Raw genomic sequence first — 21,494 nt, 5'->3', positions numbered from 1 at the left:
CACAAAGATGCGAATGAAATTTGATTTTTTTAAATTGAATTCTTTATTCGCCCAAACCATAACCGCCATATGTCCATCTCATCACGTATTCTCCCCTTTTTCAGCCTCTTCATTATCTTTGGGATTAGCTCTTGTGATTCAGAAAAGGATAAAAAGGAGGCTACGCAGTTTTTCTTTCGGGGAAATCAAAAGTTTAAGGAAAAGGAGTATTATGAGGCTATTAAATGGTATAATGAAGCTATTTTAAAGAAGAATGATTTTTCGGATGCTTATTATAACCGTGGTTTGATCTATGAACAATTGGAGAAAAATGAAGAGGCATTGAACGATTTTTCAGAAGCAGTGGCTTTGGATGCGAAGTTTGGACCTGCTTTATATAAAAAAGTAGAAATGCTTCAAAGTATGAAGCGCTTGGATGAGGCAGAGCAAGAAGCCCAAAAATTGGTCAAGCTTTTACCAGATTCCTCTGCCTGTCATCGTTTACAAGGGGATATATTTTTTGAAAAGGAAATGAACAATCAGGCTTTGGCCTCATATGAAAAAGCCATACAATTGGATACTAATTCCGTAGAAGCTCTTATCAATAAGGGGGTTGTATTACAAACCATAGGCGAGTTGGATTTAGCAGAAAAATCATTTCGACATGCTTTGACAAAAGGAAAGTATAAGCACTTGATTTATAATAACTTAGGTTATTTGGAGATTGAAAGACGTCAATGGAAACTTGCCGAAAAGTGGGTAAGAAAAGCTTTAGAAATTGAGCCTAATAATGCCTTGTTTTTAAAAAATTTAGAGAAAATCAATAAGGAACTAGCCCTTAAATAGGCTCATGTATTGGGCTAATGCTTCGGCATTGCTGATGGAGTTGGTTTCAATTTCCATCAGTATGGCGTGTTCGCTGGCTTGAAAAAATTCTTTTAGTCCTTCTGTCAATTCCATTTCATTTTTAACAGAAATGTATTGAATGCCCGCATCTTTAGCGATATTATCTGCTCTAAAATTCTGCTGAGTTTCCATGAATATATCCAATTCAGGTAGATCTTTGGCACCTTCTAAATTCCTGAAAATTCCACCTCCTTGATTGTTCATCAAGATGATTCGCAAATTTTTAGGAACGTAATTATTCCACAAGGCATTTTTGTCGTATTGGAAGGCCACATCTCCTATAATGGATATTACCAATTGGCTATTATTCTGGGCACCTCCTACGGCAGTACTTAAACAACCATCAATACCTGAAGTACCCCGATTGGCAAAAACCTCTATTCCTTTTGGAACGAATTTAATCCAATTTAAATACCTGACAGCCAATGAATTAGCAACGTGTATTTCTGCGTTTTCTTTTGGAATGGCTTGAGATATTTTCTTAAATGCAATAAGTTCATTCCAAAAATCAAGCTTTTTATCTTGAAGAATTTGTACCTGTTCATTGGCATTTTTCCAAGTTTGGAAATAAGATTTTTGTTGGTTGGATACATTTAAATGCACCAATTCTTTCAAAAACTCTTCCTCGTCCACTTCCCATAAATGGCCCAGTCCTTTGAATGGGTCAGCCATCAGTGCTTGAGGATTAGGATTAATCTGCCATTCTTGCTTGTCTGCGTTCGAGCGTAGGAATTGTTTGATTCTTTTCGTTACGAAGCTTTTTCCCAGGTGAATATGTAAATCAGGCTGAAGACTTTCCCAATTTTTTGTATTGGCTAAAATCAAATCATGGCTTTCAAAAGCCAGTCCATTAGCATTAGCCACGGCATCTCCAACAACAGGAATTCCATTTTCCATCAATTGCTGTATGAATTCCTGAATGGCTGGATTTAGCGGCATTTGGCCCAAGGTAATTAAGATTTTATTCGAAACGCTAACTTGTCGTTGAATAAAGGTCTTCATGGATGGGCTAAGTGATTTCGGAGTTTTCCAATGATGTATTTTCCTGATAGGCTCGGCGACGGGTAATGCTGCTCCTTTTTCTGGGTAAAATGGTTCATGGATGGGTATATTGATTTGAACAGGACCCTGAGGGCCTAAAAATGCTGTCCAAAAGGCATTGTTTGCAATTCTATTCCGATGCCACAATTCATCCGTAGTGGCATGTGATCGGGTAGAATAGCTGAAATATTGTTTGGCATGAGCACCAAATATTCTTTCTTGGTAAATAGTTTGGCCATCCCACTGCCCTATCCATTCATTCGGTCTATCGGCAGTTAATACGATAAGTGGAACTTCCAAAAAATAGGCTTCAGCAATAGCAGGAGCCATATTTAGTGCCGCAGATCCAGAGGTACAGCAGAGTATGACAGGTAACTTACTGTGTAAGGCTAGACCTAATGCAAAAAATCCGGCAGAGCGTTCATCACTGATAGAAAAGGACTCAATAGCAGGATTACGGCTGAGGGCCAGCATAATAGGTGCATTTCTAGAACCTGGGCAAATAACAGCTTGTTTTACACCATGTTGGCTAAAAACTTCAATTAATTCAACTAGTCCAGACGGAAAGGCCATAGGTAAAAAAAGCCTCGTGAGAGGCTTTTAAAATTATCCAAGATACGTTTTCAAGGCTTTGCTTCTTGAGGTGTGGCGTAGACGACGAATCGCTTTTTCTTTGATTTGTCTTACACGTTCACGAGTTAAATTGAATTTTTCTCCAATTTCCTCCAGCGTCATAGCATGTTCACCGTTTAATCCAAAGTAAAGTGTTACCACATCTGCCTCACGCTGAGTCAAGGTAGATAAGGCACGTTGTACCTCTCTACGAAGAGAATCATTGATTAAGCCTGAATCAGGCTTATCTTCCGAGTCATTTTCCAATACATCCAATAAGGAATTTTCTTCCCCTTGAACGAATGGAGCATCCATAGAGACATGGCGACCTGAGATTTTCAAGGTATCTACCACCTCACCGGTTGAAATTTCCAATACTTCGGCTAATTCTTCTGGTGATGGCTCACGCTCGAATTTTTGCTCTAGTTCAGAGAATGTTTTAGAAATTTTATTCAAAGAACCAACGCGGTTAAGCGGTAGACGAACGATACGAGATTGTTCTGCTAAGGCTTGAAGGATAGATTGACGAATCCACCATACCGCATAAGAAATAAATTTAAATCCACGAGTTTCATCGAATCGCTGCGCGGCTTTAATTAAACCTAAATTTCCCTCATTAATCAAGTCACCAAGACTAAGACCTTGATTTTGATATTGTTTAGCTACGGACACTACAAAGCGTAAATTGGCTTTTGTGAGACGCTCTAAGGATAATTGATCTCCATCTCTAATTTTCTGAGCGAGAATAACTTCCTCATCTGGGGTCAACAAATCCACCTTGCCTATTTCCTGTAGGTATTTGTCGAGCGATTGACTCTCCCTGTTGGTAATCTGTTTGCTAATTTTTAGCTGTCTCATAAGGGCTTACAAATGATTGAAAGTAGGTTATATTTACACATAACCCACGAAATAACTAATTAGTTGTCAGAATTTTCTGAGCTACGTTCTGGTTTCGGTAAAAGTACTTTAGCAGATAAACGGAATTTTCCTGTTTTCTTGTCTATCTCTACCAATTTTACTTTCACTTTATCTCCTTCTTTAAATACGCCATCCATGGTTTCAATGCGATCCCATGAAATTTCAGAGATATGTAGTAAACCATCTTTTCCAGGTAAAAATTCCACAAAAGCACCAAATGCTTGAATGTTTTTCACTTTACCTTCGTATACCTCACCCACCTCAGGAATAGTTACGATTCCTTTGATCATTCTTACAGCATGCTCCATAGCAGCCCCATTGGAGGAGAATACGCTTACATAACCACCATCTTCTTTTTCTTCAATAGTTACGGTGGCTCCAGATTGTTTTTGAATATCTTGAACTACTTTTCCGCCGGGTCCAATGACAGCACCAATTTGATCTTTCATGATCTTGATAACTGTTGCACGAGGAGTCTGTGGTTTGAAATCTTCTCTCACTTGCGGAATAGCTTTCTTCATCTCATTCAAGATGTGAAGACGACCTTCTTTAGCTTGAGCTAAGGCTTCCACTAAAACTTCATAGGAAAGTCCTTGTACTTTTATGTCCATTTGGCAAGCCGTAATTCCGTTTTCAGTACCTGTTACTTTGAAGTCCATATCACCTAAGTGATCTTCATCCCCTAAAATATCCGAAAGAACTGCATATTTGCCAGTTTTCGAATCAGAGATTAATCCCATAGCTATACCGGAAACCGGAGCCTTAATTTTAACGCCAGCATCCATCAATGCTAATGTTCCTGCACATACAGTGGCCATGGAAGATGAACCATTGGATTCCAAGATATCAGACACAATGCGAAGAGTGTAAGGGAATTCGTCCAAATTTGGAAGTACTTTCTTAATCGCACGCATGGCTAAGTTACCATGTCCTACCTCACGACGCCCTACCCCACGATTTGGCTTCACCTCCCCTGTAGAGAAACCAGGGAAGTTATAGTGTAACATAAACTTATTATAACCTTGGGTCATAGGCTGATCGATGATTTGCTCATCCATCTTAGTTCCCAAAGTTACTGTTGTTAAAGATTGGGTCTCACCACGAGTAAATACGGATGAACCGTGCGGAGTAGGTAAATAATCTACCTCGCAAGTGATTTGACGAATCTCGTTCAATTTACGGCCATCTAAACGATAGCGCTCTTGTAATACCAATTGGCGAGCCGCTTCTTTTTCAATGTCGTGGAAATAGTGTTTCGCTAGTGCTAAGTTAACCGTGTGGTCTTCAGGCAAGGAAGCGATGTATTCATCTACAATGGCCTTGAAAGCTGCTTTACGATCTTCTTTTTTAGGATTTGCTTGCTTGGCTACAGCCAAATATTTGTCATAATAGTTGTTCCATAATTCAGCCCGTAACTCTTCATCATGAGTTTCATGAGAATAAGCACGTTTTTCTGTTTTACCTGTAGCAATTGTTAAATCTTTTAATACTGCACACTGTAATTTGATGGCATCATGCGCAATTTTTAAAGCTTCTAACATTTCCGCTTCAGAAACTTCATCTCCCTCTCCTTCTACCATTAAAATATCATTTTCATTGGCAGCTACAATCAATTCTAAGCTAGCACCTTCTAATTCGCTGGCACTCGGATTAACTTTATATTCTCCATTGATTTTAGCGATACGCACCTCTGATATAGGACCATTAAAAGGAATATCTGATACAGCTAAAGCAGCGGCCGCTGCTAAACCTACAAATGCGTCCGGCAAAACCTCAGCATCGGCAGAAATTAAATTGATTAGTACTTGTACATCAGCATGGTAATCATCCGGAAAAGTTGGGCGCAAAGCGCGGTCAACCAATCGGGAGATTAAAATTTCGTAATCAGAAAGGCGAGCTTCTCTTTTAAGGAAAGAACCAGGAATACGTCCGTTTGACGCAAATTTTTCTTGATAATCTACAGATAATGGAAGGAAATCTACTCCTTCTTTGGCCTCTTTATTAGCTACCACTGTGGCTAATAACATCATATTTCCTGATTTGACAACAACGGCTCCATCGGCTTGTTTGGCTAATTTGCCTGTTTCGATTTGGATTTCCTTGCCGTCAGGCATTGAAATATGTTTCGTAATAATGTTAAATGACATACGTTTTTGAATAAATTGCTACGCCCTGCGCGTAGAAAAAGATGTTTGTTTGATGATTCAAACTGTACCGCAATGAAAAAGCAGGGTTCTTTTGGGAACCCTGCCATTAATTTTATTTACGAATACCCAATTCAGCAATGATAGCACGGTAACGAGTAATATCTGTGCGGGTTAAGTAATCAAGTAAACGACGACGCTTACCAACTAATTTCAAAAGACCTAAGCGAGTGCTGTGATCTTTCTTGTTCTTTTTAAGGTGCTCCGTCAAATGATTGATTCTGAATGTAAATAACGCAATTTGCGATTCAGCAGAACCAGTATCGATTTTTGACTTTGCTTTCCCTTTTGATTCAAAAATTTCTTGTTTTTTCTCGGGTGACAAATACATCTTTTACCAGTTTTTAAAATGTGAAAAATTAATTGGCAAAAGTAGAAATTTTGTTGGAAGATTCCAAATATTCTAAGTTTATACTGGTCGACTGGACTTTTGCTTCCTCAACGCCCAGCGAGTTTTTATTTTATCCCACCAAACTTTATACAAATCAGACTCAAATAGACGAGAATCTTGTAGAGCTATTTTAAGGAAATATGCTCCAATCAACGCTAAAATGGTGTTGGATATCCAAGCCCCTACCTCTACTAATACTTTCCCTTCTTTGGCCATTTTATCCCCTTGTTGGGTCATGATGTACATGAGTATAAAAAATGAAACAGCCACGACAACGGGAATACCAAAACCTCCTTTTTTTATAATGGCTCCCAAAGGAGCGCCAATTAAAAACATGACTAAAACGGCCAAGGAATTGGTGAATTTATGATGCCATTCTAAATCTGTCTTTTTTAATTCTGTCACTCGTTCAGCAAGATTGACTTCATTGGTTTGCCCAAAAGAAATCAAATTTTGAACTTCTTGCTTGGCCAATTCCTCCATGGTTCTGAAATCCCGGTTATTTTTCAATTTTTCAGCAAGTTTAGCCTCTATCCAAGCGGTATTGTGGTTCATGCTTCGTAGTGAGGCGCCTACGGGTTTTCTAAAATAAACATAATACACGCTGGCGGCCAAGCTGAATCCTTTGCGCATATTACGAATATTGCGTGATAAAGAATCGGCATCTTCCGCTAATTGGTTGTTGTTTCGCATGATTTGGTGGTGTGCAAATTGATTTTCTTCTGTTTTTTGCAAATCAAATCCTGCTAATGACATGACAATCTTACTTTTCTTGAATCGATGAATAGCAAGTTCAGATAAATCCATACCTGGCCCCCTATCGGCATCTTCTATATAATCAATGCCATTAAACAATACGAAAATCAAGTATTTTCTGTCTAGAATGGTATACATCTGAGCAGAGTCTGCCAAGGTTACATGTCGGTTCCCGTCATTTCCTGTATGGTCATAGATAATAAGTGATTTTAAGGTTTTATTGTCGGGATACTTTTTGGCCACTTTAATGGAATAGCCCGGAAGATCATTGTAAAAAATACCTTCCTTGATATTGAGTGTGGTTTTTGTTGTTTTAATATCATACAATAAACTCCAGCCTTTCAAATTGGCCCAAGGCAAGGCTACATTGACAAACCAAAACATGAAAATGCTAATGATTATCGTGCAGACAAAAATGGGTCTAAAAATACGATAAATGGATATGCCGGCACTTTTTAAGGCAGTCAGTTCAAAATTCTCACCTAATTTCCCAAATGTCATCAAGGAAGATAACAATATGGATAATGGCATAGCCAAAGGAACAGTAATTAGAGAAAAATAAAAAAACAATTCAAGATATATGCTGGCCCCTAAATCTTTACCAAATAAGTCAGCAAAGTAAAATAGGACCAATCGTAAAAGGAAAATAAAAATGACAATTAGAAAGGTAAGAACAAATGGCCCCCAAAATGCATTGAGGACTAGCTTATCAATTTTACGCATAATTAGCTCCCGACGATTTCTTTTAATTTATCGCAAAGGTAATCCCAAAGTTCGGCAGCATCATCATCTGATTTGAACTTGGATGCACTATCGAATACTTTTAGGTAGGTTGTGTTGGAAAGTTCACTTACTTCCAATTTAAGCTCAATAAAGCCTTTTGATGAACCATCGGAAAGGTTTATGAATTCAAATCGGACGAATTTATTTAGTTTACTTTGAATCAAATTGGCAGGATGGTTCTCATCATCCCAATAAAAGTGAAATGTACTTGAATCAGGAACAGTTACTTTATCAGCAAACCATTGTTGAAGTCCAGATGCGGTACTTAAATAAGGATAAAGTACTTTGGGAGAGGCTTTTACCTCATATTCAAATTCGAAATGATTAGCTGGCATAATATTTATATATTAATGGATTAGGTATATAACTCTCAATTCTAACCCTACCATGGCAAAGGTATTATTTCCTTTGTAAATTCACCAATACGGCACAAAATTATTCAATATTTAGAAATTATTTGTGACTATAATTGCTTTCTGCTACCTTTGCAAACCAATTGGCGGGGTAGCTCAGATGGTTAGAGCGTTGGATTCATAACCCAAAGGTCGGCAGTTCGATTCTGCTCCCCGCTACGAAAAGTTAAAGACAAGTCGCAAGGCTTGTCTTTTTTATTTTGTAGGAAAAGCGTGTTGGATTCTTATCCGTTTGTTGACGGACGGCTTGCGATTCTGCTCCTCCCTGCTACGAAAGATCTTGGCAAGTCGAACGTTTCGCCTATTTCAGGTATTACATAATAGCCTACGTCAATTTTCCCTAGATCTTTAAATTGATGTACTTTATTTATACTGCTATTCAATTGAAAAATAAATCGGATATTTGTCTTTCAAAATAGATTTAAGTCATTTTTACCATTTATGAATAAACCTCCATTCGATGCGATTTTCATGGAATTAGCTCAAAATTTAGCCTTGAGATCACATTGTACTCGTGCTCAAGTAGGAGCTGTTCTCACAAAGGATACTCGAATTATTTCCATTGGTTACAATGGTCCACCCGCAGGAACACATAATTGTGATGATGAATTTGGCGAAGATGGTTGTCCTAGAGATTCTAAAGGATCTTGTTCTCTGGCGCTGCATGCTGAACAAAATGCCATATTGTATGCCTCTAAAAATGGAGCAGATGTAGAAGGCTCTACCATATATGTCACCCTCTCCCCTTGCATTTCATGCGCAAGGATTATTTATAGCATGAAAATCAAAAAAGTGATTTTTTTAAATTCTTACGCATCCTACAAAGGCCTTCCCTCTGACGAAGGTGTGGATTTCTTGCGAAAATTCGGTGTGGAAGTGTGCGCCTATAATGAAATGCAACTACAGTAAAAAATAATGTAGAATTAGGAAGGTAAAATTTTAATCTACATTCCTTATTCTACATGCTAGATTAAATTAATGGTGATGTACTCCCCCTTCGCCATGCACATGTCCATGAGCGATTTCTTCTGGTGTAGCTTCCCTTATTTTAATGACTTTTCCATTAAACATTAAATCTTTTTCAGCTAATGGATGGTTGAAGTCCATAGTGACTGTTTCTGGGCCTACTTGAACCACCATGCCTTGCATACGATTTCCCTGGTCATCCGTCATTGGAATGAAATTTCCCACACGTAACATATCACTGGTGTCTTGTCCCTCTATTTGGAAAATGGATTTAGGTAAATCGATGATGGCATTAGGATCAACAGTGCCATAAGCATCTGCTGCAGCTATGGTAAAATCAAAAGTGTCATTGGCAGAGAGACCATTCAATTGATCTTCAAATGCCTCTGGTAATCCACTAAGTCCATGAATAAATACCATGGGCTCGTTTTCATCTACAATTTCAACTACCTCTGGCTCTCCTGCTTCATTAGGAAAGGACAATTGGTAAGAAATGAAAACTACGGAGTTCGGTCTAATTTGCATTATATCTTATTTTCCAACAAACCTACGGGAATATTTTGTAAAGCTAGTGGCCTTGGGATTATTATTTTTGGTTCAAAAGCTTTTGATTAGCTTTGCAGATTGATTTTTTATCTTCCAATTCCATGCAAAAAAGTGTCCAAGACGTATTAAAAGATATCAAGCAAAATAAATTGGCACCCATCTACTTAATTCATGGTGATGAGCCTTTTTTTATTGATCAGCTCGTCGAAGCATTTGAAAATCAGGTTTTAAGTCCTGATCAACAAAGCTTTAATCAGTTTGTCATGTATGGAAAAGACCAAACCTTGGGAGATGTGCTTACTTATGCCAGGAGATTTCCCATGATGTCCGATAAACAAGTCATCATAGTGAAGGAAGCGGTTTTTTTGGATGCCATGGCGAAAGGAAAAGCCGATGCCAAAGATAAGTCCAATTCAGATTGGAAGGCATGGGTGGACTATTGTGAAAGACCTACTGAGTCAACACTGCTAGTTTTAACGCTAAAAACATTACTAACCGACAAATCCAAGATTTTACCTCCTCTCGATAAAAAGGGAGTAGTGGTTAGTTCTAAAAAAATCAGTGAAGATCGCCTAGGTATGTGGTTGAAGGATTATTTGGGTAGTCATCAATTACCCATACAAGCCAATGCTCAGGAATTAATGGTTTCTTATGTGGGTACAGACCTAAAAAGAATGGCTCATGAAGCGGATAAATTGATTGTCAATGTGCCTAAAGGCAAGGAAATTGGTTTAGATGAGGTAGAGAAGTTTGTGGGTATTAGTAGAGAATATAATTACTTTGAATTCCAGAAGGCAATCGTACAGCGAAATGCGGATCGGGGACAAAAAATCGCCTTTTATTTCGCGGATAATACCAAGCAAAATCCGGCTGCACCCATGTTAATTATGCTGTTCAATTTTTTTGCCAAAGTATTACAAGTGCATGATTTGGGAGCACTTTCTGAAAATGAAATTGCCAGTACCATTGGAGTAAACCCATATTTTGTCAAGGATTATACCCTTGCCAAACGTAATTATCCCTTGGGTAAAGTGGTTCGTATATTAGAGGCCATTAAAAATGCCGATTTAAGGGTCAAAGGTGTAATTGGTTCCGGTGACCCAGAAAGGGAAATTATTTTAGATTTAAGCTTTGAGATTTTTAACCTTTAGTTGATTGGTAAATAGTCATCTGCTTTCACATAGCCAAGTTCGCCTTGGAAATAGCAGTTTACCCAGATATCCTTCTTTCGCCAGTGTATAATTCTATTGCCTTTTTTTAACATTTGTTTGACAGGAGCTGCTGAGGAGGCATAATCGCGCAAATAGGCTTTATCTTTGGTGATGATACCGTATTGCAAAAAGGAAGGGAAGTTGGCAAACCAGGTTAAAAACAGTAAATAAAATGCGAGGTAATATAAATTATAAGCTTTAATCTTCAACTTTTTGACTTTTTTGAAGCTTAAAATGCCTATTACATATAGTGCCAGTGCGAAGAAAAAGCCCATCAGGTAAGGGAAATAGGTAAAATAAATCCAAAGAAACTGGTCAAATAGATTAATTTGAAATCCTGAAAGTCCTTGCCTATCTCCTATTTCATGAAGGCGCTTGGCAATAGCCGGTCGATCTTGCTCGGCCTGAATGCTAGATAAATAATATAGTTCCTGAAGCCAATCATTTTTTGATTTAGCAATATAAGCCAGTTTCAATCGGATGGTCTCGTTTTCATTGCGCTGAGAATCCAAGAAAGGTAAATAAATTTTTTCCGCCTCTAGCAATCGATTGCTTTTGAACATGGAATCAGCTAAGGCCAGTTGATTTCTATCTGTTTGGCTATAAGCAGGTTGCCAAATAGCAAAAGAAAAAAGTGTATAAAATATAATTTTATTTAGATGATAGTCTTGCATAATTCGAAAAACCGTACTAGTTTTGCACCGCAATAAGGGGAAAATGTTCTTCTTTTGCAAACTGAAGTTAGCCAGTGGCCAAACTTCCTTTCGACTCCAGAGTGGGTCAATCGATATACAAGCGTAAGCTTGATGATTCCGTAGCTCAGTTGGTAGAGCAATACACTTTTAATGTATGGGTCCTGGGTTCGAGTCCCAGCGGGATCACTTCTACAGAAACCTTGTCAATGTTGGCAAGGTTTTTTTTATTTCTGAGATTTTTTCAAAAGGCTCATTTGGAACGAATCCTCTAAATTATATCGACCACCACTTTTGTAACTTTCCCGCTTACAGCTAGCTCCATAGCCTCTTCTATCCTATTCAAAGGAAATCTTTCAGAGATTATTTTCCCGGGTTGAATCTTATTAGTAGCAATTAAATCAAGGGTCTCCGCAAAGTCTGCCGGATGATCGTATATGATAGAAGGTAATATAGAAATTCCCTCACGAGCAATCTTTAAGGGAACAAATTGAGCCATTTCATTGGCTAAACCAACTAGGATTATTTTGGAACCTCTTGGAGCAGCTGCCAAAATTTGATTGGTAGCTTTAGCTACCCCCACACAATCAAATATGCCTGCAATCTCATAATCATATAAAAAACTGTCTAAAGACTCATCGGGCAAGATATTAGCCCCCATTTGTTGGGCTGATTCTTGTTTTTCAGGATTCAAATCTTTCACCCAAACCCGATAACCTTTGTATAATGCTAATTGACATAAAAGCATTCCAATGGCTCCTAATCCAAATATGGCTATAGCCTCCTGGGCTTCTAAAGCACCGCATTTCAGGGCATGTACCGCCACAGCTAGTGGTTCTATACAAACAGCATCTTCCGGGGAAATAGTATCGGGTAGTTGCCAACAAAAATTAGCATCCAAGCAAATGTATTCAGCGAAACAACCTGAGGTATTGACCCCTATCACTTGTTTATGAGGACATATATTACCCCTTCCTTGCCTACAAAATCGACAATCCCCGCAAGGTATGTTGGGTTCAATCACTATCCGTTGCCCTATCTCAAAACCTGTGACCTCCTCTCCTATGGCTTCAATCAAACCAATTCCTTCATGTCCAAGGACAGTTGGGCTAGTTAATAATCGGTCTCCTAAAAAAAGATGTACATCGGAGCCACAAATGCCCGTGGAGCTTAGTCGAATCAAAACTTCATGAGCCTTGGGAACTGGCTTTTTCAATTCCTGTATTTGCAATTGCCGAGGGCCTAGTAAAACACCTGCTTTCATAATTTATTGGATGGTAAAGTGCGTATGATTAAGCCCATCACCAAAAGTGGTAGAGAAAATAAGATAAATAACAAGGAATTACTCATGTGGCTATCCGCCAAGACTCCAAAAACAGCGGGACCTAAAATAGCGCCTAATCGACCAATTCCCACCGTATAACCTACCCCCGTGGCACGAATGGAGGTGGGATAAATTCGGGATAAAATAGGCCATATTCCATTAAAACCTCCCTGGGCAAATATACCTATACCAAAGACCAGTATAAAAATCAGCGCAGGATATAGGTCCATAAAAGCATATAATTGCATCAGGGTAAAGGCAGAAAGCATATATAGCAATTGGATTTTTTTTAATCCAAATCTTGCACCCAAGGCTCCAATGGACGATGACCCTATGGCGGCTCCCAAGTTGAGGGCAATGCCTACATAGGTAGCCAATTCAAATGGCATACCTGAGTCTTTCGCAATGGTAGGTACCCAACTCATCACGGTATACAAAGTCATAAACCCAAAAAAAGCTGCCAACCATAGTCGCCAGGTATTTGGCTTTAGTTCCTGGGTCATTAAAACAGATACACCTTGTTTTTCTATTTTCTTAGTTAAAAAGTCGGCTGAATCTTTCATCAAGAAAAATACCAAAACCGTCATGCCCGAAGAGAAACAGCCTGCTAAGAAAAAGGCATATTGCCATCCTTTCACAGGTATGATATCTGCACACAATAAACCTGTTAATATGGCTCCTATTGGCCATCCTGCTTGTATAAGCCCTACATTGAAATCTCGGTATTTATCATTAGAATATTCGGCTGCAGTGGTGGTAATAGTTGGTAAAATACCCCCTATTCCCAAACCTGTTAAGAAACGCCAACCTAAAATAGGTAAATAGGCCCCAGAAAAGGCCACGCCAAACATACCAATACTCACCATGACTAAGGAAATGATAAATATCTTCCTTCGGCCATATTGATCAGCAAATGGTGCCAAGGAGAAACAACCTAAGGTCATTCCTGCTAAACCAGCGCTGAAAATATAGCCCATTTCTGATTTACTTAAGTCAAAGGCGCGAATGATTTCAGAACTGGAAAAGGAGACAATCAGAACATCAATTCCATCATTAAAATTCATAAAAAAACACAATGCTACCATTAAGATTTGAAAACTAGACATGGGGGCATTGTTGGCAGAAATGGGGCTTGAGTTCATTATTCTAAATATCCTCCCTGTGGTTTATTTCCATTTTTAACCCAATTTCTCAACAAGTCAAATGAAGTTGCTAATTGTTGTGGACTAAAGGCACAATGTGCCTGTCCATTGGTATATTTTACAGTAAAATACTTGTCTTTTTGTTGCTGATGGACCATGTTTTCATAATTCACCACGGCATAAGTGACTGGAATTAATTGATCATAAATGGTATGCACTAATAACACGGGTTTTTGGATATTACCTGTTCGATCATAGCGGGAAAATAGTTGATTGGGGTTTTTCGTAGCGCCTAATCGTTCAGCTAATTTATTGGTTTGTAAATCATCTGGAAATCCCGAATAGACAGTTTGTAAATTATCGAAAGGATTTCCTCCAAATTTAATGGCCAAATCGCGAAGCACATTTTGATTGAAAAATAAGGATCCCGCCAAATCTTTTAATTTAAGGTCAAATTTCTTAGCAAAAGCTTTAGCCAAGCTGGAATCTTTAGCCATGATGGCTTGTGTGATTTGCCCAATTCGACTACCGGCTTGAGATAAATTCACAAATCCAACGGAGGAGTTGACGTCGAAAATATCTTTTAGACTGGGAACGATGCCAGGAAAAAGTCCATTGAAGGTGGCATACATGTCAAATTCTTTTCTGCATTGTAAATAGGGCCTGGAGGACAAGGGACATAGAGGAAGAGCACCATCGTAATGATTTCCGAAGTTTTCCATGATTCCTAGCGTGATCCCCCCTCCCATGGAATGTCCTACCATGAAGGTAGAATCGGGTTTTCCAACTTGCTTTACAAATGCCTGCCTCAATTCTTCAGTAGCATCGATACCTTCGGGTAAGACAAAGCCTACAGCCGGGTAATCGGAGGCGGCAATGGCAAAACCTCTGTCCAAAATAACTTGTAGGCGCTTTTCCAATCCCACATTTGCCTCGGAAGGCTTTTGCCCTTGAAATTGATAACCGTGGGCATACATGACCAATTTTTTATTCCAATTTTTGGGAATAAGTACTTGATAGGATCCTCCTGAGAGAGTGCCCAAATCTTTCTTCTCTATTTGCCCCCAAAGGCTATGGCAGCAAATGGTAAATATTAATAAAATGTATTTCATTCAAGTTGCAGGTTAGATTCAAACATCATTTGAGCTTCAAGTTACTATTTTTAAAGGGAAATTAGCTTGGTTTACCTAATCAACGAATCTATAACACATGTAGATAAATTTGTATTGTCACAAAAAAAAGAGTGGCCATAAAATTGCCACCCTTTTTGTAAACCAGAAATAAATACTACTTATCTCCATCCCCCGCCTAATGCCTGGTATATATTGACCATGGCAGTCAATTGGCGCTTTTGGGTTTCTACCATTTCCATTTTTGATTCTAGGGCGTCCCTTTGCGTTAAAAGAACTTCCATATAATCTGCCCGGGCAGATTTAAATAAGGTCGATGCGATATCAATGGATTCCGTCAGGGCAGTTACCTGCTTCTTTTTTAAATCGAAGCTATTTCGCAAGTTTTCCAGGTTATTTAATTGATTTACAACCTCTAAATGAGCCTTTAATATGCTCTGCTCATAGTGGTAAACAGCTTGGATTTGACGGGCATTGGCTGAAAAATAATTCGCCTTGATGGCCCTACGGTTCACCAATGGAGCTATCAATTCTCCACCTAAATTGAACATCAAGGATTCCGGAGTTTGAAGTAAATATTTGGTATTGAATGCCCGATAACCTAAACCTGCACTGATCATGAGCGTAGGATAAAACTCTGCCCTAGCTACTTTAACATCCAATTCCGCCGCCATCAATGCCTGTTCTGCTTGTTTGATATCAGGTCTGTTGGATAAGAGTTGAGCAGGGATACCTGCCTGTATGGACTGTAATTTGATGTCGGTAAAGTTTTCGGAATTTCTACGGATGCGATGAGGAAATTGACCTACAAGAAAATGAATTCTATTTTCCGTTTCGGTAATTTGCTGCTTAATGTCATACTGTCGACTCTTATTCTTCAATACCTCAGCCTCAAATCTTCGAACCGCTAATTCACTTACTCGAGCAAATTGTTTTTCTAATTTGACAATCTCTAAAGAGTTTTGGTATAAGTCAATCGTTTGATTCAATATGGCCAATTGATTATCTAGTGCTAATAATTCATAATAGGAATTAGCGATTTCCGAGACCAAATGAGTGACAAGAAAGTTCTTTCCTTCCACGGTAGACAGGTACTTGAAAACTGCCGATTTGGTAGAATTTCTTAACTTTTTCCAAATGTCCAATTCCCAAGAAGCATTCAAACCCAAGGCATAGTTGGCCATAGGATCAGGAAGTTGTTTGCCAGTGACTACCTCATTATTGGCATCACTTGATCCCTGACTCGTATACCTTCCTACTTTATCCAAACCCAAATTAGCTCCCGCATGGACAAAGGGTTTGTAGGCCCCTTGTCTTGCTTTTACTTCATTATTGGTCATTTGTATTTCTTGCCAAACAATTTGTAGCTCTTGATTATTCGTTAAAGCAGTATCAATTAAGGCAACCAAAGCAGGATCTTTAAAATAAGTCCTCCAATTCTGTGCAACCATATTAGTGGTGTCCGCCGAATCTACATAGCTGCTTGGGGCTGATTTGTGTTCGGTTTTCAGGCTTATCTGTGGAATTTGGCAAGAATCTACCACCAACAGCAGTATGATTACACCTATTAAAATCGATATTTTATGCATTTTCATCATTTTCTGTGCTTTGTGGAAAGTGATCCATTTGGTTTACTAAATCTTCTGTCAATGGATTATTGTCTTCATTTCTAATGAGCGTTTTTCCTTCGGCCAATGATCCAAATATGTAGTATAATCCTGGGACGATGATGACCCCAAAAACGGTACCAAACACCATTCCTCCCAAGGCGGACGCTCCGATCGTTTTATTACCAATGGCTCCCGCTCCATGTGCTAATACCAGCGGAATTAATCCAGCGATAAAGGCAAAGGAAGTCATCAAAATAGGACGGAAACGCACTTTTGCGCCCTCTATAGCTGCCTCAAGTACCGTGGCACCCTGCTGCTGCTTTTGTACAGCAAATTCCACAATCAGGACGGCATTTTTTCCTAGCAGACCCACTAACATGACCAGTCCCACCTGAGCATAGATGTCGTTGGCTAAGCCAAGGCCTTTGATTAATAAAAAGGAGCCTAATATTCCTGCGGGCAGTGAGAATACTACTGACAATGGGATGATGAAACTTTCATATTGCGCGGCTAAAACGAAGTACACAAACATTAATACGACAATAAAAATGTAAATGGCTTCATTGCCCCTTCTAGTTTCATCATAAGATAGCGCAGCCCAGTCAATGTCGTAGCCATTAGGTAGGGTTTTAGCTGCTACCTCTTGAACGGCTTTGATGGCTTCACCACTACTGTACCCTCTGGCAGCTCCGCCACGAATAGCCGCCGTATTGTACATATTATAGCGGTTTATCTCATTGGCACCTTGCTTCTTTTTAATTTTCATAAATGCAGAAAATGGCACCATTTCATCTCGATTATTCTTGACATACAAGTTCATGATATCGGTAGGTAGTCGGCGGAATTCGGGTGCTGCCTGCACAAAAACCTTAAAGAATCGTTGGTATTTGATAAAGCCCAGCTCGTAGGTACTTCCTACAAAAATGGAAAGGGTATTCATCGCATTGTTTATGGAAACCCCTTTTTGCATGGCAGCTTCATTGTCAATTTCAATCTCGTATTGAGGGTAATTGGCACTGAAGAAAGTAAATAAGCCGGTCAATTCTTTACGTTTTTTCAGCTCATTCATGAATTCCGTGGTGGTTTTTTCTAATTGCTTGTAATCCCCACTATTGGTTTTGTCCAGCAGTTGAAGGGCAAATCCCCCAGCCGCACCAAATCCAGGAACTGCTGGTGGATCAAAAAACTCAATGGTTGCCCCTGGGATGTCTTTTGCCTTTTCCTCTAGCTCCGCAATGATCTCAGTCACAGAGTGTTTACGGTCAGACCACGGTTTTAGGTTAATTAAACAAGTTCCTGCATTCGAACCTCTACCCTCCGTCAATACCTCATAACCAGCGATGGAAGAGACAGATTGAATACCTTCTACTCCTTGAATCACACTTACCAATTTGTTGGATAAATCATTCGTTCTTTCCAAGGTTGATCCTGGAGGAGTTTGAATGATGGCATATAACATACCTTGATCCTCATTAGGAATAAATCCTGAGGGTAGACTAGTACTGACGCCGAATATTCCCAAGGCAAAGATTACAAACATGCCGATGGTGATCATTTTTCGGTGGGTAATTAAGCGTAATATGCCAACGTATTTACCCGTAAGTCTTTCAAACCAATGGTTAAATCCATCTAAGAGCCTGTTCATCCAAGTCTTTTTTCTAGGCTTACCGTGATTATTTTTCAATATTATGGCACACAAAACAGGCGTGACTGTCAAGGCTACAATTCCTGATATGACGATAGAGGAAGCCATGGTGATGGAGAACTGGCGATAAAAGGTTCCCACTGGTCCAGTCATGAAGGAGACAGGTACAAAAACTGATACCATTAATAGGGTAATGGCAATAACTGCACCACTAATTTCCCCGATTACTTTTCTTACCGCATGGTAAGGCGATAAATGCTCCTCCTCCATTTTGGCATGGACAGCCTCGACGACCACGATGGCGTCATCGACGACAATTCCAATGGCTAATACTAAAGCAAATAGAGTAACCATATTGATAGTCAGTCCAAACAATTGCATGCAAAAGAAGGCTCCAATCAAAGAAATGGGAACGGCTAGAATTGGGACAATGGTAGATCTCCAATCGCCCAAAAAGATAAACACCACCAAGGCTACCAAGATAAAGGCATCTCGGAGCGTATGAATCACGTTTTCGATGGAAGCATCTAAAAAGTTTGACACGTCATAACTAATCTCATATTTCATTCCAGGGGGAAATGATTTTTTCAACACTTCCAGTTTCTCCTTTACCTTTGCTATAACTTCACTCGCATTACTTCCATAGGTTTGTTTCAATACTAAAGCCGCTGAAGGATGTCCATTCATGCTGGAATAAATATCATAGTATTCACTTCCCAAGGAAACGGTCGCAATATCTTTGAGCCGTAGGTTTTCCCCATTGGGATTAGCTCGAATGATGACATTTTCATATTGCTTCGGATCGTTGAATCGGTCCGTATAGGTCATGACATATTCCAGTGCCTCGGCCTGTTTACTGTCCCCTCGACCTATCCTTCCTGGCTTTCCAATGATGCTTTGATCACTCAATGCCTCCATGACTTCATCTGGAGAAACATTGTAGGCACGCATGCGGTCAGGATTTAACCAAACCCTCATGGCATACTGACGACTACCTAAAATTCTCACTTGGCCAATGCCATCTATACGCTGTAATTCAGGTACCATGTTTACACCGGCATAATTAAACAAGAACTTCATGTTGGCATTTTTGTCCTTGCTGTATAGGTTGACATACATCAACATACTTGGAATTACTGGTGTGATGACAACTCCCTCCCTTTGTACCAAGGTCGGAAGCCTATTGGTTACCTGTTGAACTCGGTTCGAAACTTGTACCAGAGCCTGGTTTATATCCGTGCCCGGATTGAAAACAACCTGGATATTGGCTTCTCCCGCACTCGTGGCGTCGGAGGTCATGTATCGCATGCCCCAGGCGCCATTGATGGACTGCTCTAAGGGAATTATGACTGATTCTGCCAGAGATTTAGCACTTGCTCCTGGATAAGAAGCAGACACCATCACTACGGGGGGTGCTACCTCTGGAAACTGTGAGGTAGGCAAACTTTTGATCGCCAAAATTCCGACGAAAAGTATTACCAGCGATATAACGATGGCTAATACGGGTCTTTGAATGAATTTGCTGAACATATATTTCTATTTATGGCTGATGTTATTCTACGTATACCTTAAGCTTAGGAATTACCTGTTGCGGTGCTTCATAGATGAATTCGATTTTGTCATTTTCTTTAACCTTTCGAATTCCCTCTAAAAGGATTTTTTCATCCTTTTTCAATCCATCTTTAATGACGTATAAATCGGGCATTTCCGCAGCAATGTCGATCTCTCTAGAATGTACGGTATTGCTTTTGTCTACCACAAATACATATTTCTTTTCTAGAATTTCATATGTAGCTTTCTGCGGAATGATGATGGCATTTTTCAATGGAACTGTCATGAGAATATTTCCCGTTTCACCATGTCTCAATAATTTATCTGGATTAGGGAATGTGGCCCTAAAGGCAATATTACCTGTTTCATTGTTGAAATCGGCCTCAATGGTTTTTACAAGCCCTGCATATTTATATTGGGCATTATTGGCCATCATAAGATTTACTTTCACAAGGTTTTCCTGAGTGGCATTCGTCTTATAGTTTAAATATTCTGCCTCAGGAACGTTGAAGTAAACCCACATCTCGCTGTTATCAGAAAGTGTTGTCAATAGATCACCTTCATTGACTAAACTCCCCAATCGTACTTGAAAATGGTCCATGAATCCGCTGAAGGGAGCCCTGATTTCCGTGAATTTTAAATGGGTTTGAGCCAATAATAATTCGGCTTTTGCTTTGTTTAATTTGGCTTTAGCTAAAGCTAACTCATTGATAGATACCACATTTTTCTCTTGTAGCTGTTTGGTGTTTTGATACTCTATCTCTGCAAAATCTGCCTCACTTTGTGCTTTTTGCTTTTCGGCCTCATAAAGCATAGGCATAATTTTAAACATCAATTGCCCTTTTTGGACAAATTGCCCTTCGTCCACATAGATATTTTGTAAATATCCTTTTTCTAAAGCCCTTACTTCAATGTGTTGAATGGCTCGAATTTGACTGACATACTGTCGAGTGATGGTGGTATCTGTCTGATAGGTACTGGTGACAATAAACTTGGTTTTTTCTTCTTTTTTTTCCTTTTTGGATTCACAATTGGACAGAAAAAGAACCATACATGAGCTAATGACCATGAATAACTTGTTCATCTTATTAAATTTTTAAATTGGGAAATGGTAAATTTTGGGCTATAAAAGCCATGGGTGACATTCGGCTAAATGAAATTGAGCCGGATGGAATTGAATAAATTAAAGAATAGCCTCTGGGTAGAAACTACTTTAATTTACAATAAGAAGTAAAAATCAAATGAGAAATACCTGTAGAGTTAGGTATAAGGGAATGTAAGTTAAAGCTTTTGACGTGGCATGAAATGAACCCAATTTAGGTTCCACGGACCAATCAAAAAAGCGGGGAAATTCGTAGGTTAGGGCGAACTGAATTTGCTTATACCCTTTTTTACTGACAGAGAAATCCTCCTCCTCTTCTTCAACTTCTGTATGGAAAAGTGGAGCTTCAGTTTTGGTTGAAATATATGGACGAATCAGGCTATTGATAAAAAAAGCCTCTGATTTTGATAGATTGTCACCTGTGCTGCCATGAGATTCTGATAGGCTCTGCGAGGTGTTCTTCGAAAAAATCGTATGTTTATAATCGTTTTTTACAAAATGTCCTATGCCCCCAAACAGAGTCAGAGATAAAAGCAGAAAACTTATTCGTAGAGACTTAAACATAGTTAATC

General features: G+C 39.1%; 18 protein-coding genes and 2 tRNA genes. 5 read left to right on the top strand and 15 right to left on the bottom strand.

The window, feature by feature from the left end; translation table 11 throughout:
- Positions 1-69 precede the first annotated feature (69 nt).
- Positions 70-825, top strand: a complete 756-nt coding sequence (locus tag ESB04_RS01845; protein ID WP_129025659.1) for a tetratricopeptide repeat protein — start codon at positions 70-72, stop codon at positions 823-825.
- Here ESB04_RS01845 and menD read toward each other — a convergent pair.
- The 6 genes from menD to ESB04_RS01815 form a co-directional block, all read right to left on the bottom strand.
- The gene (menD, locus tag ESB04_RS01840; RefSeq protein WP_129025657.1) at positions 811-2,499 is read right to left on the bottom strand and encodes a 2-succinyl-5-enolpyruvyl-6-hydroxy-3-cyclohexene-1-carboxylic-acid synthase; all 1,689 of its coding nucleotides are present in this window, start codon (positions 2,497-2,499) and stop codon (positions 811-813) included. The two genes, ESB04_RS01845 and menD, sit on opposite strands and share 15 nt — an antisense overlap.
- A gap of 33 nt (positions 2,500-2,532) precedes the next feature.
- The gene (locus tag ESB04_RS01835) at positions 2,533-3,396 is read right to left on the bottom strand and encodes a sigma-70 family RNA polymerase sigma factor (protein ID WP_109323139.1); all 864 of its coding nucleotides are present in this window, start codon (positions 3,394-3,396) and stop codon (positions 2,533-2,535) included.
- Between the two features lie 59 nt (positions 3,397-3,455).
- Positions 3,456-5,603 (bottom strand): polyribonucleotide nucleotidyltransferase, encoded by a 2,148-nt coding sequence (pnp, locus tag ESB04_RS01830; protein WP_129025655.1) that lies wholly within the window; start codon positions 5,601-5,603, stop codon positions 3,456-3,458.
- A 112-nt stretch (positions 5,604-5,715) separates the two neighbouring features.
- Positions 5,716-5,991: a 30S ribosomal protein S15 gene (gene rpsO / locus ESB04_RS01825; protein ID WP_109323137.1), complete on the bottom strand. Its 276-nt coding sequence runs from the start codon at positions 5,989-5,991 to the stop codon at positions 5,716-5,718.
- Positions 5,992-6,069: 78 nt separating this feature from the next.
- On the bottom strand, positions 6,070-7,530 hold the full coding sequence (locus ESB04_RS01820) for an LptF/LptG family permease (RefSeq protein ID WP_129025653.1): 1,461 nt from the start codon (positions 7,528-7,530) through the stop codon (positions 6,070-6,072).
- A 2-nt stretch (positions 7,531-7,532) separates the two neighbouring features.
- The gene (locus ESB04_RS01815) at positions 7,533-7,925 is read right to left on the bottom strand and encodes an START-like domain-containing protein (protein ID WP_129025651.1); all 393 of its coding nucleotides are present in this window, start codon (positions 7,923-7,925) and stop codon (positions 7,533-7,535) included.
- A gap of 163 nt (positions 7,926-8,088) precedes the next feature.
- Between ESB04_RS01815 and ESB04_RS01810 the strand changes: the two genes are divergently transcribed.
- Positions 8,089-8,162: transfer RNA gene (locus ESB04_RS01810), tRNA-Met, on the top strand.
- Positions 8,163-8,444: 282 nt separating this feature from the next.
- Positions 8,445-8,912, top strand: a complete 468-nt coding sequence (locus tag ESB04_RS01805; protein ID WP_129025649.1) for a deoxycytidylate deaminase — start codon at positions 8,445-8,447, stop codon at positions 8,910-8,912.
- Positions 8,913-8,978: 66 nt separating this feature from the next.
- Here ESB04_RS01805 and ESB04_RS01800 read toward each other — a convergent pair whose 3' ends face one another.
- The gene (locus ESB04_RS01800) at positions 8,979-9,494 is read right to left on the bottom strand and encodes an FKBP-type peptidyl-prolyl cis-trans isomerase (RefSeq protein ID WP_129025647.1); all 516 of its coding nucleotides are present in this window, start codon (positions 9,492-9,494) and stop codon (positions 8,979-8,981) included.
- A 122-nt stretch (positions 9,495-9,616) separates the two neighbouring features.
- Between ESB04_RS01800 and holA the strand changes: the two genes are divergently transcribed.
- Positions 9,617-10,666, top strand: coding sequence for a DNA polymerase III subunit delta (gene holA / locus ESB04_RS01795; RefSeq protein ID WP_129025644.1), 1,050 nt, complete (start codon positions 9,617-9,619; stop codon positions 10,664-10,666).
- Here holA and ESB04_RS01790 read toward each other — a convergent pair.
- Positions 10,663-11,400, bottom strand: a complete 738-nt coding sequence (locus tag ESB04_RS01790) for a hypothetical protein (protein ID WP_129025642.1) — start codon at positions 11,398-11,400, stop codon at positions 10,663-10,665. The genes holA and ESB04_RS01790 overlap by 4 nt on opposite strands.
- Before the next feature lie 134 nt (positions 11,401-11,534).
- Here ESB04_RS01790 and ESB04_RS01785 point away from each other — a divergent pair.
- Positions 11,535-11,607 (top strand) — tRNA-Lys (locus ESB04_RS01785).
- Between the two features lie 82 nt (positions 11,608-11,689).
- On the opposite strand, the gene ESB04_RS01780 is transcribed toward ESB04_RS01785, so the two are convergent.
- The 7 genes from ESB04_RS01780 to ESB04_RS01750 all read right to left on the bottom strand — a co-directional run bounded on the left by ESB04_RS01780 (position 11,690) and on the right by ESB04_RS01750 (position 21,486).
- Entirely contained in the window at positions 11,690-12,682 is a 993-nt protein-coding gene (locus ESB04_RS01780; RefSeq protein WP_129025640.1) for a zinc-dependent alcohol dehydrogenase, read from the bottom strand.
- Positions 12,679-13,884, bottom strand: a complete 1,206-nt coding sequence (locus ESB04_RS01775; RefSeq protein ID WP_129025638.1) for an MFS transporter — start codon at positions 13,882-13,884, stop codon at positions 12,679-12,681. The genes ESB04_RS01780 and ESB04_RS01775 overlap by 4 nt, the downstream gene beginning before the upstream one ends.
- On the bottom strand, positions 13,884-14,996 hold the full coding sequence (locus ESB04_RS01770) for an alpha/beta hydrolase family protein (protein ID WP_129025636.1): 1,113 nt from the start codon (positions 14,994-14,996) through the stop codon (positions 13,884-13,886). The genes ESB04_RS01775 and ESB04_RS01770 overlap by 1 nt, the downstream gene beginning before the upstream one ends.
- A 179-nt stretch (positions 14,997-15,175) precedes the next feature.
- Positions 15,176-16,603, bottom strand: a complete 1,428-nt coding sequence (locus ESB04_RS01765; protein ID WP_317127012.1) for a TolC family protein — start codon at positions 16,601-16,603, stop codon at positions 15,176-15,178.
- Positions 16,596-19,799, bottom strand: a complete 3,204-nt coding sequence (locus ESB04_RS01760) for an efflux RND transporter permease subunit (protein WP_129025632.1) — start codon at positions 19,797-19,799, stop codon at positions 16,596-16,598. Before ESB04_RS01760 ends, ESB04_RS01765 begins: the two co-directional genes overlap by 8 nt.
- A gap of 22 nt (positions 19,800-19,821) precedes the next feature.
- On the bottom strand, positions 19,822-20,904 hold the full coding sequence (locus ESB04_RS01755; protein ID WP_129025630.1) for an efflux RND transporter periplasmic adaptor subunit: 1,083 nt from the start codon (positions 20,902-20,904) through the stop codon (positions 19,822-19,824).
- Between the two features lie 153 nt (positions 20,905-21,057).
- Positions 21,058-21,486, bottom strand: coding sequence for a hypothetical protein (locus tag ESB04_RS01750; protein WP_129025627.1), 429 nt, complete (start codon positions 21,484-21,486; stop codon positions 21,058-21,060).
- Between the last annotated feature and the right edge of the window lie 8 nt (positions 21,487-21,494).

Source organism: Aquirufa rosea (genome assembly GCF_004118285.1).
Lineage (GTDB): Bacteria > Bacteroidota > Bacteroidia > Cytophagales > Spirosomataceae > Aquirufa > Aquirufa rosea.
Note: the sequence above shows the minus strand (reverse complement) of the source record. Positions and strands in the feature narration are given on the sequence as shown.